The 14,505-nt window shown below is 37.9% G+C and carries 14 protein-coding genes; 11 read left to right on the top strand and 3 right to left on the bottom strand.

Annotated elements, in window-relative coordinates; translation table 11 throughout:
- The first annotated feature begins 88 nt into the window (after positions 1-88).
- The 3 genes from AC4G3N_RS09345 to sdaAA all read left to right on the top strand — a co-directional run bounded on the left by AC4G3N_RS09345 (position 89) and on the right by sdaAA (position 2,502).
- Entirely contained in the window at positions 89-760 is a 672-nt protein-coding gene (locus AC4G3N_RS09345) for a helix-turn-helix transcriptional regulator (protein WP_066101283.1), read from the top strand.
- A gap of 143 nt (positions 761-903) precedes the next feature.
- Complete coding sequence (gene sdaAB, locus AC4G3N_RS09340; RefSeq protein WP_066101280.1) at positions 904-1,563, top strand: L-serine ammonia-lyase, iron-sulfur-dependent subunit beta; 660 nt, start codon at positions 904-906, stop codon at positions 1,561-1,563.
- A 33-nt stretch (positions 1,564-1,596) separates the two neighbouring features.
- Complete coding sequence (sdaAA, locus tag AC4G3N_RS09335; protein WP_066101277.1) at positions 1,597-2,502, top strand: L-serine ammonia-lyase, iron-sulfur-dependent, subunit alpha; 906 nt, start codon at positions 1,597-1,599, stop codon at positions 2,500-2,502.
- Between the two features lie 93 nt (positions 2,503-2,595).
- Here sdaAA and AC4G3N_RS09330 read toward each other — a convergent pair whose 3' ends face one another.
- The gene (locus AC4G3N_RS09330; protein WP_139891400.1) at positions 2,596-4,137 is read right to left on the bottom strand and encodes a multicopper oxidase family protein; all 1,542 of its coding nucleotides are present in this window, start codon (positions 4,135-4,137) and stop codon (positions 2,596-2,598) included.
- 92 nt (positions 4,138-4,229) lie between these two features.
- Here AC4G3N_RS09330 and AC4G3N_RS09325 point away from each other — a divergent pair, with 92 nt between their 5' ends.
- From AC4G3N_RS09325 to AC4G3N_RS09315, 3 genes are all read left to right on the top strand, one after another.
- A complete protein-coding gene (locus tag AC4G3N_RS09325) occupies positions 4,230-4,421 on the top strand; it encodes a hypothetical protein (protein ID WP_066101273.1) in 192 nt (63 codons plus the stop codon).
- Between the two features lie 41 nt (positions 4,422-4,462).
- Positions 4,463-5,002 (top strand): PadR family transcriptional regulator, encoded by a 540-nt coding sequence (locus tag AC4G3N_RS09320; protein ID WP_066101271.1) that lies wholly within the window; start codon positions 4,463-4,465, stop codon positions 5,000-5,002.
- 558 nt (positions 5,003-5,560) lie between these two features.
- Positions 5,561-7,210 (top strand): catalase, encoded by a 1,650-nt coding sequence (locus AC4G3N_RS09315; RefSeq protein WP_066101268.1) that lies wholly within the window; start codon positions 5,561-5,563, stop codon positions 7,208-7,210.
- A gap of 141 nt (positions 7,211-7,351) precedes the next feature.
- On the opposite strand, the gene AC4G3N_RS09310 is transcribed toward AC4G3N_RS09315, so the two are convergent.
- Positions 7,352-7,927, bottom strand: a complete 576-nt coding sequence (locus tag AC4G3N_RS09310; RefSeq protein ID WP_139891399.1) for a hypothetical protein — start codon at positions 7,925-7,927, stop codon at positions 7,352-7,354.
- A gap of 552 nt (positions 7,928-8,479) precedes the next feature.
- On the opposite strand from AC4G3N_RS09310, the gene AC4G3N_RS09305 reads away from it, so the two are divergent.
- The gene (locus AC4G3N_RS09305; protein ID WP_148629480.1) at positions 8,480-8,995 is read left to right on the top strand and encodes a CueP family metal-binding protein; all 516 of its coding nucleotides are present in this window, start codon (positions 8,480-8,482) and stop codon (positions 8,993-8,995) included.
- Positions 8,996-9,215: 220 nt separating this feature from the next.
- Here AC4G3N_RS09305 and AC4G3N_RS09300 read toward each other — a convergent pair whose 3' ends face one another.
- The gene (locus AC4G3N_RS09300; protein WP_066101257.1) at positions 9,216-10,484 is read right to left on the bottom strand and encodes a hypothetical protein; all 1,269 of its coding nucleotides are present in this window, start codon (positions 10,482-10,484) and stop codon (positions 9,216-9,218) included.
- A gap of 240 nt (positions 10,485-10,724) precedes the next feature.
- Between AC4G3N_RS09300 and AC4G3N_RS09295 the strand changes: the two genes are divergently transcribed.
- The 4 genes from AC4G3N_RS09295 to AC4G3N_RS09280 are packed head-to-tail and all read left to right on the top strand — an operon-like array spanning position 10,725 to position 14,504.
- Positions 10,725-11,903 (top strand): M20 metallopeptidase family protein, encoded by a 1,179-nt coding sequence (locus tag AC4G3N_RS09295; protein WP_140461176.1) that lies wholly within the window; start codon positions 10,725-10,727, stop codon positions 11,901-11,903.
- 11 nt (positions 11,904-11,914) lie between these two features.
- Positions 11,915-12,724 (top strand): VOC family protein, encoded by an 810-nt coding sequence (locus AC4G3N_RS09290; RefSeq protein WP_066101251.1) that lies wholly within the window; start codon positions 11,915-11,917, stop codon positions 12,722-12,724.
- Between the two features lie 22 nt (positions 12,725-12,746).
- The gene (locus AC4G3N_RS09285) at positions 12,747-13,721 is read left to right on the top strand and encodes an aliphatic sulfonate ABC transporter substrate-binding protein (protein ID WP_148629481.1); all 975 of its coding nucleotides are present in this window, start codon (positions 12,747-12,749) and stop codon (positions 13,719-13,721) included.
- Between the two features lie 15 nt (positions 13,722-13,736).
- Positions 13,737-14,504 (top strand): ABC transporter permease subunit, encoded by a 768-nt coding sequence (locus AC4G3N_RS09280; RefSeq protein WP_066101245.1) that lies wholly within the window; start codon positions 13,737-13,739, stop codon positions 14,502-14,504.
- Position 14,505: the final 1 nt, after the last annotated feature.

The following is a 14,505-nucleotide window of genomic DNA, read 5'->3' as shown; positions in this document are numbered from 1 at the left end:
TATCTGAGTTAACAAATAAAGCCATTTTTGATTAAATTTTATTTATTTTAGAATGATTTGAAACCGTTTGCGTTTAGGGAGTGAGAGTATGGCGATAGATCCGAATGCACCGATTTTTAATATGGCGATACGCACAGCAGATATGATTGTTAAAATGTTTGGGCCGCGCTGTGAAGTGGCGGTACATGATTTTGCAGATTTAAAAAAATCTCTTGTCTATTTAGCCGGCAATGTTACAGGAAGAGAAATAGGTAGTCCATGTACGGATTTAGTATTAAACGAATTGACTAAACCTGTATCTGACATAGAGGATATTCCAAACTATAAAACCAGATTGATAAATGGAATCACAATGAAATCATCGACCATTTTTCTGCGGGATGTGGAAAATCATGTTATTGGGGCTATTTGCATTAATTATGATATTTCAATGATGATTCAATACGAGGCAGAAATTCAGGATTTCATTTCTTTTACTGAAACAGAAGAGAAGTCTGAAAACTTTTATTCGACCGTACAGGAAGTCATTCAAGATATGGTTGATCAAGTTTTATCCGGTTTTAAGAAACCGCCATCCATGTTGAGTCTAGAAGAGAAAATAGAATGTGTAAGATTATTACAGGAAAAAGGTGCTTTCCTAATTAAAGGTTCAACAGACTATTTAGCATCCGTTTTAGGAGTATCGAAGTTTACAATCTATAATTATTTGCAAAAAATACGCACACAAATAGATTACCAATTAGAATATCAGGTGAAATAAAGGAATCTATTACTTGTCGATTAAGGATTTTTGCACTATTTAGCTAAGCTTCTAATAGAATGAAAGCGATGGGGCTTTGGCTGGAAGTATCTGAAGAAAAGTAAGCTATCTAAAAAGCAGATTGAAAAAAGGAGAAAAACATAATGAAGTATCGATCAGCATTTGATATAATTGGTCCGGTTATGATTGGCCCATCCAGTTCACATACAGCAGGAGCTGCCAAAATAGGAAGAGCAGCCAGAACTATATTTAGCAAACAACCAAAGCGAGCAATCATTTCGTTATACGGTTCTTTTGCAAAAACCTATAAAGGTCATGGAACAGACTTAGCCTTAATTGCTGGTTTACTGGATTTTGATACCTTTGATGAGCGTATTCCAGATGCATATAAATTCGCTGAACAGGCAGGAATGGAAGTTCAATTTCTGGTTGAAGAGGCTGTAGTTGAACATCCTAATACGGTTAAAATAAATTTGTTTGATGATGGAGATAAAAAGTTAGAATTAGTCGGCATTTCCATTGGTGGTGGAACGATTGAGATAACTGAAATAAATTCGTTTAAATTAAAGCTGTCAGGTGGGCAGCCAGCTATATTGGTTATTCACAGGGATCAATTTGGGCTGATATCATCCGTTACAAGTGTATTAGCTAAAAATGAGATTAATATCAGCCATATGGAGGTTTCGCGTAAAGAACGGGGAGACATCGCAATTATGGTAATTGAAATGGATCAAAAGCTCGGAGAAGAAATCATAGAAGAGCTTAGTTCATTGCCAAACGTAAACCATGTAATCCGTATGTAAAATTAAATACTGACAGCAAGAGGAGGAAAGAATATGTTTCGAAATGTGGCCGAGCTTGTAGAGCTGGCACAATCCAATAATGTTAAAATTTCCGAAATTATGATTAGGCAGGAAATGGAAGTGTCCGAGCGATCAAGAGAAGATATTATTGCTCAAATGGATGAGAACCTCGCAGTTATGGAACGGGCGGTAGAGAGAGGTCTTAATGGTGTTAAATCTCATTCGGGATTAACCGGAGGAGATGCGGTGTTATTACAAAACTATATTAATTCAGGTAAATCTCTATCTGGTAAACTTTTATTAGATGCTGTCAGCAAAGCAGTGGCAACCAATGAAGTAAATGCAGCAATGGGAGTTATTTGTGCCACACCAACAGCAGGTTCAGCCGGCGTTGTTCCTGGTACATTATTTGCCGTTAAAGAACAGTTGAATCCGACTAGAATGGAAATGATTGAATTCTTATTTACGACAGCAGCGTTCGGTTTTGTAGTAGCAAATAATGCATCCATCTCTGGTGCAGCTGGGGGTTGCCAGGCAGAAGTTGGATCAGCTAGTGCCATGGCGGCAGCTGCCATAGTGGAGATGGCTGGTGGAACACCGCAGCAATCCGCAGAAGCTTTTGCAATTACTATGAAAAATATGCTTGGGCTTGTATGTGACCCAGTCGCCGGGCTTGTGGAAGTTCCGTGTGTTAAACGAAATGCGATGGGAGCTTCAAATGCAATAACAGCAGCTGACATGGCGTTGGCAGGGGTAACAAGCCGTATCCCATGTGATGAAGTAATTAGTGCGATGTATGAAATCGGAAAGTCCATGCCATCTGCATTACGGGAAACAGCAGAAGGCGGACTTGCAGCCACTCCAACAGGCCGCAGATTGGAAGAAGAAATCTTCGGAAAACCAAAAGCTAAATTAGTAGATTACTTGTTGGCAAAATAATAAGAAGCGTCTGTCCGCATCAAGTTAAGATGCAGGCAGGCGCTTTTTAAATGGTTGTGAGTGTGGTCCTGAAATTAAATGGGAAGGAATCCATTAATCTTCTTTATGTGGATCTATAATCATGTAAGGCCTCATCATGTCATAATCTTCATGTTCCAGAACGTGACAATGCCAAACATACGAGCCGCTATATGGAGAGAAGCGCATGATCAAGCGGGTAATCTCTCCAGGAGGGACAGCAACTGTGTCTTTCCAACCGTATTCATTTGGCTTTGGAGGCTGTGCAGGTCCAGTAAAGATAATGGTTCGATCCTCGTTATAACGATCCAAATCAAATGGCCGGCGATCGAGTATTTGGAATTGGATTAAATGGATATGAATTGGATGAGTAACGTTTGTAAGATTCATTAAGCTCCAAATCTCAGTCGTATCTAATCGTGGTTTTTCTGTCACTGGATCCATCCACATTTTATTATCGAGTAAAAGCAGAGTACGGCTGTATTGGTCGGTTGTACTTACTAATTTGAGGTTGCGAATGGCCGATATATTGTTGTGTTTTAAAGAGGGTACATAGGATAATCTGTTGGGAATATGGCTATTGTCCTGGCTGGAAAGTGGCTGATTTACCCTGAATTGAAGGATATCACCTGTTTGATCAGCTGGGTCTGTATTAGGTCCAAGATTATTTTTTAGCGTGATGGTTTTGCCTTCATATTGGCTAAAATCGACGATGACATCCATTCTTTCTGCAGGTTCAATTAGAATGCTGTCCATCATTACTGTTTTTGGCAATAAACCGCCATCAGATCCAATTTGATAAAAAGATTGTCCGGAATCAAGTTCCATTTGGTAACCGCGTGTATTCGAACCATTCAAAATACGAAAACGATATTTGCGTGGCTCCACTTCTAAAAACGGCCATACCTTCCCATTTACAAGAATAGTATCTCCAAGAAAGAACGGTCTGATGGAAGGGTTTGGTAAACCTTCTGCGGGATTATCCGGCTGGCTTGGATAAAATAAAGAGCCGTCATCGTTGAATGTCCGGTCCTGTATCAATAGGGGAATTTCAAAAGAACCGCTTGGCAGTTTCAGCGATTTTTCCTGTTCATCCCGAATAATATACATTCCGGCAAGACCAGCATATACATTCAGTCTGGTAATGCCCATGGCGTGATCATGATACCAGAGGGTAGCTCCACGCTGATTGTTTGGATATTCATATACTTTTCTTGTGAAAGCTTCGCCAACTTCCTTGAAATTATTTGTAAACCAGGCATCCGGGTATCCATCACTATCGGGACGGGTTTCGCTGCCATGTAAATGTGTAACTGTTCGAACCTCCGGCATATGTTCTAGATGATGGAATGTTTTATCGACAGGGAGAAAATGCTTGTCAGGAAGATTATTCTTCCATTTAACCTTTACAACCTCCCCCTGCTTGGCTTCTATAGTAGGCCCGGGATATTGGCTGTTATAACCCCATAAGCGAGTTGGCGGTAAATCTCGGTGTAGCTTTTGTTGAAACTCCTGCATTCTTACTTCATAATATGTTCCGCCTCGACCATTCTCCTTGGGATTCAGGGTTTTCATAATTTGGAGTGGATCCACGAACTTTTCCAGTTTTGGACTCATGTTGTCGGTCTCCTTTTTCACAATATACATTAGACTATGATGAACAGGATGGTTTGAAGTGGTCATTTGGACTAGTAAAGAGAGATAAATTAGTGAGAATAGCGGAGCGGCGATTGTTTAAAGAAAATGCATTAAAATTTTTAGCAATAAAAAAGGGAACAACAGACTGGCTGAAGTTCCCTGAATCTATTTATTTGAGTACCTTCCACAAATCAGTTCCAGTTGAGAATGATGAAGCAATAAATGAAACCGAAAATGAGAAGACTGCTGAAATGCCTGCTTAATTTTGCTAAAATAAAGATAATTATGCTGAAGGAGCTTAGAAATGGCTATCCAAATCTTTATATTAAGCAAACTAATGGAGGATAATAATTATCCTTATAAATTAAAAAAGCAGCTTTCAGAGCCAATTCCATTGGATCAATTAGGTGGATTAACAGAAAGCAAACTGTACTATCACTTTGAATCGTTGGCTAAACAGGGATTGGTTGAACAAGTTGAAGTTATAAAAGAGGAACATCGTCCAGATAAACAAGTTTTTGCGATTACGGATAAGGGACGTGAAGAGCTTCCTAAGAAAATATACAAACTGTTGGAAAATGCCGAGGATATCAGTGATATGGTAGTAGGTATTGCTAATATCAGGTATGTCGATCGTGATCGGGTTCTAACTATTCTTAACAAGAAATCAGAGCATATCCGTGCTCAATGGATGCATATTAAAGATTTTGAAAAAAAGGTTGAAGTAGACGAGGAAAACAAGAACCTTGTAGAGTTTATAGGGGAGTATGTGACTGCTAGAGTAGATCATACTATTTACTGGTTGGAAGAGTTAATCAAACAGATCAAACAGAGGAAAATATAAATTAACAGGAACTATATTTTTTTGAAAAATTACAAAAGATTTGGAGATTTTAAGGCACCACAAATGTTAGAGTCTACTAACAATTGTGGTGCCTTTTATATGCTGCCTAATAAAGTGTTGGCGATACCTATCTAGAAGGAGAGGTGTTCTATAAAAATGAAATATAGATTGGTCAGCTTCTCACCAATAAACTCCTATATTTTATTTCTACTAGAATTGGACACAAAGATTTTCTCATTTATAAAGGTACATATATTTATGGTTCTTTTATCTACTTCACAGAATTATCATTCACCATACAACATTAGATAACTGCTGTTATTAAAAATTCTGGTAGAAATATAGGATAAATTTCATGTATTTTTTTTGAAAAAAGAGGTTTAAAACTTAGAAATACCATATCATTTGCAATCTTTTTAACCTGTAATTTATAGTAATAATAGAAGTTGTTTATAATTATTATAGATTGAAATTAATTCCAAAGATGGTACTCCTTAATACTGTATATTCATCATACAGGGGTTATAAGGAGAGCTATTAAAAGAGGAGGTTTTCAGTATGGCAGAGAACAAAGATCATAATGGTTCAAAGAAAGAAGAAATGAAACGCGAGACTTTGACAACTCGTCAGGGCCATCCAGTAACGGATAACCAAAATATCCGCACAGTCGGAAATCGTGGACCTGCAACACTTGAGAACTATCACTTTATTGAAAAGATTTCCCACTTTGACCGTGAGGAAGTACCTGAGCGTGTCGTTCATGCTCGTGGTGCAGGAGCATTTGGATATTTCGAAACATATGGAAAAGTTGGCGATGAGCCAGTAGAAAAATATACTCGTGCAAAAGTATTTTCCGGTGCTGGAAAACGTACCCCATTAATGGTTCGTTTCTCTACAGTGGCAGGTGCAAAAGATTCATCTGAAACAGCACGTGATCCACGTGGATTTGCTGTTAAAATGTATACAGAAGACGGTAACTGGGATTTGGTTGGGAACAACCTTAAAATTTTCTTTATCCGTGATGCAATGAAATTCCCTGATATGATTCATGCATTTAAAGTGGATCCAGCTTCAAACGTGGCAGATCCTAGAAGGATGTTTGATTTTGTTTCCCGCACACCTGAAGCAACACATATGATTACATTCCTATTCTCTCCATGGGGTATTCCAGCAACATACCGCCACATGCAGGGATCTGGTGTAAATACGTATAAATGGGTAAATGATAAAGGCGAAGCAGTGTTGGTTAAATATCACTGGGAGCCAAAACAAGGAATTCGTAACTTGACACAAGAAGATGCAGATTCTATCCAGGCTAAAACAACTGCCCATGCAACACAGGATTTATATGAAGCGATTGAACGTGGAGAATACCCTGAATGGGAGTTATATGTACAAATTATGGAGGATGATTATCATCCTGAACTTGATTTTGATCCTCTTGATGATACTAAACTATGGCCAGAGGACAAATTCCCATGGTTGCCAGTTGGTAAAATGGTATTAGATCGTAATCCGGTCGATTATCATGCTGAAATTGAACAAGCTGCCTTCGGTACTGGAGTTCTTGTTGATGGTATGGATTTCTCAGACGATAAAATGCTGCAAGGACGTACATTCTCCTACTCTGATACACAACGTTATCGTGTAGGACCGAACTATCTTAAATTGCCAGTGAATGCACCAAAAGTGCCAGTTCGCACTAATCAGCATCGCGGCCAAATGGATGTTCGCGATCCAAAAGAATCCGGAGATAATCCGCATATTAACTATGAGCCATCTATGGTTGGCGGATTCCAGGAAGCAAGTAAAGAAGAACGTCCGCAACACCGTCCAACATACAATGCTGCAGTCATGAGTGAACCAATTGACCGTCCTAACAACTTTGGTCAAGCAGGTGAAACATATCGCAGCTTTGAGGATTGGGAACGTGATGAGTTAATTAACAACCTATCCAATGCTCTTGCAATTTGTGATAAACGTATTCAAGATGCCATGGTGGAATACTTCACTCAAGCAGATGAAGAATATGGACGCCGTGTAAGAGAAGGCATCGAAATGAAAATGAAAGAATTAGCAGAAATGAAGGAAGAATCTGCAGTACCAGGCCGTGAAGCAGGTAAATCCAGATTCGGTCAAGGTACGGCAGCAGCAATGGAAGCAACAAAAGATGCTGTGAAGAAAAGCCATGAGGCTGATCCATATTAATAGATGGACTAAAAGAAACTGCCAGTCAATTTGACTGGCAGTTTTTTAATGACGATTTGTTATTGAAGCAATAGAAGTAGTTAGAGATAAATGATAGAAAGAGAGGATTCCCTTTATTAAATCGCCTTCCCAATATGATAATTAGGAACTTTGGTTTTCAGAATCTTCATACATGATTTCGTTCATATCTTCAATCAATTGCTTCAAGTCTTCCTGATGTCTCAATGCAGCAAAACGCAAAGAAGATACAAATAGAGGATAAATATAAGTGAGGCTGATAAATTCTAGATAATCATTGAGATTACTGGCCTCTTCGGGATCTATAGCCACCCCTGTTGAAATCATATAATCATAATCTTCTTCTGCAGCATAAGCGATTTCAAACATTTGGTGACCAGCATCATTATTAGCTTGTTCTGCCACTTTTTCCATTTCCTCCATTAAATAATCAATATTGACGCTTAAATAGAGGGCAGCTTGCGGAAGGAAATTATAATCAGCATAGAGTACTAAACAACCGTCTCCTTCACCTTCTTCCCAGATTGGATACAGGGTAGGTGATAATCCTGGAAAGGGAAAATCGGGTACTTCCTCAAAATGAAAATATGTTTGCTTAGCTCTTTTCCCATAGCTTACTAGATCTTCATAACTGATCTCTTCAGCCAGTTTTCCACTAACAGAATTTCCTTGCCCAGTTTTAATCATCGCTCTTTTCATTAGCCTTCCACTCCTTTGTAATTTGTTCGTTTATCCCTTTTTCCAGCGTGCTAATCATAGAAAATATTGAACATGTGTTTGGCAACAAATTAAAACTACTGAGGTGTTTATCTCTAGCTCATCTTTAAAAAGCTAAAAACTAACCTAAATAAACGTCATTTCATGGGATAGGAAGGAATGACTTTTTTAGTGATGTAGTATGTATTTTAAATTGATTGGCAAACTTATGTAAGATCCTCAAGGAGTACAGTCTAGCAGAGCAAGATTGCTAAGATTTGTATTCTTATTTGTTAATATATGTAATATTTTGACATCTGAGAAATCAAAGATAAAGAGAATCTACGAAAATCAATCAATATTTTGGAAAATATTTAACTAAAATAGATAGCATTATAAAATTGTAAAAGAATTGTTGGTATACGCTGGCTTGCAAAACCTTGTGAGGGCTCTTTCATTTTTTAAATGACTATAAATGTTAACAATTACAGAAATATAAATCTATTAGTATGTTAAAATATTCCTGTATAGAATTAGTGTACAGGAGTTGAAAAGATGAAAAAAGCTTTATTTATCATGATCAGTTTATGGTCCATTTTTTTGTTGATGGGATGTAATTCGGAAGAGGAAAGTAAAGAAGAAGGACAGGATATAAGGGAAATGGTTCAAGATTATAGTACGGGGAGTTTTGATAATGTCTCTGCGTCCATTACATCACATAAGTTAATTGTGAAGGATGATAAGGAGAAGTCTTATGATCTTCCTGCGGAAGAGTTTTTTGTTTCCATTGCACCCTATGTTAAAGAGACTCATCCATGTGAAATCCACAGTTTAACAGGCTGCCAGGGGGAACTGGTTAATAAGGATTTCAATGTATATATTCAAGATGAAGATGGCAAGGTCATTGTTGATGAAACCATGACTTCCTTGGAAAATGGGTTTATAGATATATGGTTACCACGGGAGAAAACATATCAGGTAAGAATTAACTATGGAGAAAAAACATCTGAAACGACGATTTCTACCTTTAAGGACGACAATACCTGCATTACTACAATGCAATTAATATAGGTGTCTATTCAGAAATATGTTTGAGATTAACTATCCGCTGATTTTTTTATCTATACAAATATAAAAGTAGAGAGTGAACTAAAGGAAATAAATTGGGAATTACAACAAAAATTCAAAAAAAATCTGCAAAGATTCCACCCCATAAGCAAAAGTAAAATCTGCCAATTTAAACGATGGGCGGATTTTTTATATCAATGATTTATCTATTTGGTTACTGTGCTTACAAATCATTTAACGAGATAATATCCCCGCTCGAGGCGCGTACTCCATAATGACAATCTAATAGTCCGCATAATATATATTTATTTTGCTGAGAATCAAAGACATAACGAGGTGTCAGCTCAAAATGATCTTTAATTTTTTGATAAGCTTCGTTTTTATTGACCAAAACTTCTTCTGAGCAAGAAAAATGACCAAATTGATCAATAAAAGGCTGATTATCCATGTAATTAATAGCTTGCAAACTCTTCGCATCAAAAATAATCATAAGCTTTCTATGAAAAACACATTTAGTGTCTTCTTGATTTAATCGTAATATTGCGTGGATGTATCCTTGATCACGGTGTAGAGTTTTCAGTGTCCAATTTCCTGTTTCATTTGAGTATACCTGGCGCAAAAATTCAGTGACCCCTACTATACATTTTTCTTCCTCAGCTTTACTAATTGGGAATGAATCCGGGCTCTGCTCATTGGATATTGCTTGCTCGATTGTTACATCCCAACTCAATTTAAGTTCCTGTCTTTCAAATGGTTTAAGGTTGGGTTCATCCCAATATATAGGTTTATTTATTTCTAAGGGTCTCATATCTTTGTTGAAATCTAATGGGATTACAGATTTCTGTTCATTTGTAACATAAATTTCCTCCACGCCATAAACGGGGATGAGTTGTTCCGATTCAAAGGATGGAAAATTGAGTAACTTTAATTGTTTCCATGCAAGGTGTTCTATTGATTCAAGAGATAGTGTGTATACTTCTTTCTTTATCATTTCATTGGGTGGAAATAGACCATGTTTAGAGTAGAGGGTGAGGTTACCATTATGATCTACAATCACTTTAATATGACCCGAGGGAGAAAAATATATATCTTCAAAGCATGCTTCAAAGTTAAATTCCCCATTTTCTTCTTTATGCAATTTAAAGTGCTTCCCATATGACAAACCAGTTTCTTGTTCAATCCAGTTTACAACGGTGTCTCTATTAACTTCAGTAAATCTAAAGCCGTTTGCATAAGAAATGTCGCCTACAAAAATTACTCTCTCATATCTTAGGCTATTAATATCTAATTCAATAACTGCTGTGCCCTCAGGGTTAAGTTCTTCTTCCTCTTGTTCCTCCACATGATTAGGAAACCACTCCATTTCAAGAAAATATACCGTCTCATTTAAGATATTTAACTTGCGAGATAATGAATGTCGTTTCAAATAATAATTATCCAAACCAAATTTAGCTCTGGTAGAATCAATTAATTCGTTTATTTTTATATTCATATTTTGCACCTACCCCTTTATAATCAGAACGCATATTACCTTAATTATACAGAAGAGTGAGCTTTAGGTTATAAATTATTAATTCTTCGATTATTAGTAATAACAATAATCCATACAAAACATAGCTAATTAGTTGGAATTAACTATTGACGTAATGTTTGGATAAATTGTAAGATTATTCTTAATCATTAATTTGATAGCTCGGATTTAAAAAAATTAAGCAGTATTTGAGGTGTTCAAATGACAGAACGATTTTATGACCAATTAAGTAAAGATTTTGAGGAAATGGTTTCCTGGAGGAGATATTTACATCAAAATCCGGAATTGTCATTTCAAGAGTCAAACACTGCTAAATTCATTGCAGATAAGCTGCGAAGCTTTGGAATCAACGTGAAGGAGCAGGTTGGAGGAAATGGAGTGATCGGTGTTATTGAGGGCAATCATCCGGGAAAAACCATTGCTTTCCGAGCTGATTTTGATGCTTTACCAATCCATGATGAAAAGAACGTTAAGTATAAATCAAGTGTTGACGGAGTCATGCACGCTTGCGGTCACGATGGACATACATCGGCTTTACTTGCGGTAGCGAAAGTATTAAACAATCATCGCAATCAATTAAAGGGGAAAGTAGTTTTATTATTTCAACATGCGGAGGAGAAGCCACCAGGCGGTGCAAAATTTATGATAGAAGAGGGTGCTTTGGACGGTGTGGATTTCATCTTTGGTGGGCATCTTGCGACTGATTTGCCTGTGGGGAAGATTGCAACAAGACCGGGTCCTGTCATGGCATCTGTTGACGCATTTAAAATCACCTTGCAGGGGATAGGAGGACATGGTGCAAGACCGCATCAAACCATTGATACTGTAGCAATTGGGAGCAGGTTGGTTACTCATCTGCAGGAGATAGTCAGCCGCCGTGTTGATCCAGTTGAACCGGCTGTTGTAACGGTTGGAAGCTTCCATGCCGGAAACGCCTTTAATATTATTGCAGATTCGGCCATTTTGGAAGGAACTGTTCGCGCTATGAACTCGAATGTTCGCCAACAAATCGAGTCCGAAATTCGTGCTATTCTGGATGGGATGAAGGTTGCTGATAGAATTGAGTATTCATTAGAGTATATCCACGGATATCCAGTCCTGGTCAATCATAAAGAGGAAGCCTTATTAATTGAAAAATTAGTAAAAGAAACGATTTCTTTGGATGCCTTTGTTGAAAAAGACATCGTCCTTGGAGCTGAGGATTTTGCTTATTATCTGGAAGAGAGACCAGGGGCATACTTCCATGTTGGAGCACATAATGAACAGGCAGAAACACAGTTCCCTCACCATCATCCGCGATTTGATTTTGATGAAAAGGCATTGCTGCAGTTAAGCCGTATTTTTCTACAATTAGCTAATCATTATTTAGTAACAGACTAGGGGGAAGATTTATGTTTCAATTTGACCATCTTGTTCACTTTGTTAATAGCCCAGTAGAGGCAATAGAGCAGTTTCGCGATGTTGGCTTACACGCTGTTGAAGGCGGTAAGCATGAGAGTTTAGGTACATATAATTCTCTTAGTTATTTTGATTTAAGTTACATAGAATTGATCGGTGTTTATGACAAAGAGGCAGTAGTGTCCTCCTCTGGTATGAAATATAGCTTAAGGGAAACATTGAAGAACGATCAATTCGTAGAAGGATTATCAAGGATCGCGCTGCGTTCCAATGATTTAGAAAGTGTTGCGGAGAGGTTTCGTCAACATGGATTGGATGTATATGGGCCGCACCCGATGAGTCGAAAAAGACCCGATGGAAGTGTGGTCAGCTGGAAGCTATTATACGCAGGGAAACAGGGAGCAAAACTAGATTTACCATTCTTTATTGAATGGGATCAAAAAGACGAAGAACGCAAACAGGATTTAAAAGATCGATCTGTCATCGCAAAGCATGAAAAAGGTGACATTCATTTATCATACGTAGGATTTGCTGTTCAAAAGCATGATGAAACAGCGAAAAAATGGGCTGAATATTTAGATTTGCAGGAAGGAGAAACCTTTATCGATTCTTCATTGAATGCTACTGGAAAAAGGCTGCATGTAATGGGTGGAGATATTGTTTTATTTAGCCCGAATGGAGAAGGCCGTGTATCCGACATTTTAAATAAAAGAGGAGAAAAGCCATTTTTAGTCCAATTTAGCGGTGCCGGACAGGATGAAGAGGTCCAAATTTCAAAAGCAATCTATAGATTTTCAAAATAAATGAAGATAAGGGTGGGGACCTATGAAAAAGCGTACATCAAACTACTTAATCGGAATTCTATTACTGGTTGGTGTATTATTCATCACTGGATGCGGAAAAGAAAGTTCAAGTAACGCTTCAAAAAATGGAGATAAAGAGATTACGATTGGCTATCAAAAAGGGAATACACTACATATTTTAAAAGAATCTGGCTATCTGGAAGATACCTTGAAAGAAAAAGGGTACAAAGTGAAATGGGAAATGTTTACACATGGCGGAACATTGTTAGAAGGATTATATGCCGGTGCCATTGACTATGGACACGCTGCTGACGGATCCGGAATCTTTGCTCAAGCCTCCGGTAAACCACTTGTATATGTAGGGGCAGATACACCAAATCCTGAAGGTGTTGGATTGATGGTTTTAAAGGAATCAGGGATTACTTCGATTGAACAGTTAAAAGGAAAAAAGATAGGGGTTTTAAAAGGTGGTAATCATCATTATTTAGCGGTACTGGCAATTGAAAAGGCCGGTCTGTCGGTTGATGATGTGGAGTGGGTATATCCGGAGGATGCTGCGCAGGGAAGATCCATTTTTGAAACGAAAAAAGTGGATGCTTTGGCATCCTATGACCCATTCTTTGCTGCTGCTGAAGTTGAATTAGATACGATCACATTTACAGAAAACGTGGATTATCAATATCCCAATCGTACGTTCTACTATGCAACGCCAGACTTTGCGAAAGAGCATTCAGATTTAGTTGATCTTATTTTAGAAACTACGGATAAATCAGACCAATGGGCAAATGAAAATAAAGATGAAGTAGTCAAGATTATGTCCAAGGCATTGGGGATTGACGAAAAGATCGTGAAAAAGCAGTTGGATCGTCGAACATTCGGAGCAACGAAATTAACTCAGGAGATTGTGGATACACAGCAAAAACAAGCTGATAAATATTTTGAAATTGGTTTGATACCGAAAGAACTCGATGTTTCTAAAGATATGCCAATCAACTAAAAAGGAATGAAGACAATGAATCATAAAATAGTTAGGAATATTGAGCCCTGGATTATTCCAGTTATCATCCTGATTGTCTGGGAAGTCGTCGCCAGATTAGAAATTGTTAATGCTTCCCTTTTTCCTGCCCCTATCAGTGTATTAATTAGTGGTTGGGAGTTACTCGCGAGCGGTGAATTGGTCACTCATATTGGGGCAAGCTTAGGGCGCGCTGTTGTTGGGATGGTGATTGGCGGACTAATCGGTTTTGCACTTGGTATATTTAATGGCCTTTCAGATCGCTCCTATCGTTTAACAGATACGAGCATTCAAATGCTACGCAATATACCGCACTTAGCATTATTGCCGCTCGTCATTGTTTGGTTGGGAATTGACGAAGGTGCAAAAATATTTCTGGTTGTATTAGGTGTGTTGTTCCCTGTCTATGTTAATACATTCCACGGCATTCGTAATGTGGATCCAGGACTAGTTGAAATGGGGAAAATGTATAAATTAAAGGGATGGAGATTATTTAAGGAAATTCTTCTGCCTGGTGCACTTCCTTCCATCTTCGTTGGTTTACGATATGCTCTCGGTGTAATGTGGTTAACCTTAATCGTTGCTGAAACAATTCCAACACAAGTAGGAATTGGCTATTTAGCAACGAATGCAAGGGAATTTATGCAAACGGATATCATTATATTAAGTATTGTAATCTATGCGTTACTGGGTAAACTGGCAGATATCATTGCCCAATTAGGTGAGAAAAAAGCGCTGAAGTGGAACGTAAGCTACAACAAATGAA

This window comes from Bacillus sp. z50 (genome assembly GCF_058313585.1).
This window is presented reverse-complemented; position numbering and strand designations above follow the sequence as displayed.

What these genes read in the sequence shown, in the direction of transcription:
- AC4G3N_RS09345 (WP_066101283.1), top strand. Translation starts at nt 89, where the DNA reads ATGGCGATAGATCCGAATGCACCGATTTTTAATATGGCGATACGCACA.
- sdaAB (WP_066101280.1), top strand. Translation starts at nt 904, where the DNA reads ATGAAGTATCGATCAGCATTTGATATAATTGGTCCGGTTATGATTGGC.
- sdaAA (WP_066101277.1), top strand. Translation starts at nt 1,597, where the DNA reads ATGTTTCGAAATGTGGCCGAGCTTGTAGAGCTGGCACAATCCAATAAT.
- AC4G3N_RS09330 (WP_139891400.1), bottom strand. Translation starts at nt 4,137, where the DNA reads ATGAGTCCAAAACTGGAAAAGTTCGTGGATCCACTCCAAATTATGAAA.
- AC4G3N_RS09320 (WP_066101271.1), top strand. Translation starts at nt 4,463, where the DNA reads ATGGCTATCCAAATCTTTATATTAAGCAAACTAATGGAGGATAATAAT.
- AC4G3N_RS09315 (WP_066101268.1), top strand. Translation starts at nt 5,561, where the DNA reads ATGGCAGAGAACAAAGATCATAATGGTTCAAAGAAAGAAGAAATGAAA.
- AC4G3N_RS09310 (WP_139891399.1), bottom strand. Translation starts at nt 7,927, where the DNA reads ATGAAAAGAGCGATGATTAAAACTGGGCAAGGAAATTCTGTTAGTGGA.
- AC4G3N_RS09305 (WP_148629480.1), top strand. Translation starts at nt 8,480, where the DNA reads ATGAAAAAAGCTTTATTTATCATGATCAGTTTATGGTCCATTTTTTTG.
- AC4G3N_RS09300 (WP_066101257.1), bottom strand. Translation starts at nt 10,484, where the DNA reads ATGAATATAAAAATAAACGAATTAATTGATTCTACCAGAGCTAAATTT.
- AC4G3N_RS09295 (WP_140461176.1), top strand. Translation starts at nt 10,725, where the DNA reads ATGACAGAACGATTTTATGACCAATTAAGTAAAGATTTTGAGGAAATG.
- AC4G3N_RS09290 (WP_066101251.1), top strand. Translation starts at nt 11,915, where the DNA reads ATGTTTCAATTTGACCATCTTGTTCACTTTGTTAATAGCCCAGTAGAG.
- AC4G3N_RS09285 (WP_148629481.1), top strand. Translation starts at nt 12,747, where the DNA reads ATGAAAAAGCGTACATCAAACTACTTAATCGGAATTCTATTACTGGTT.
- AC4G3N_RS09280 (WP_066101245.1), top strand. Translation starts at nt 13,737, where the DNA reads ATGAATCATAAAATAGTTAGGAATATTGAGCCCTGGATTATTCCAGTT.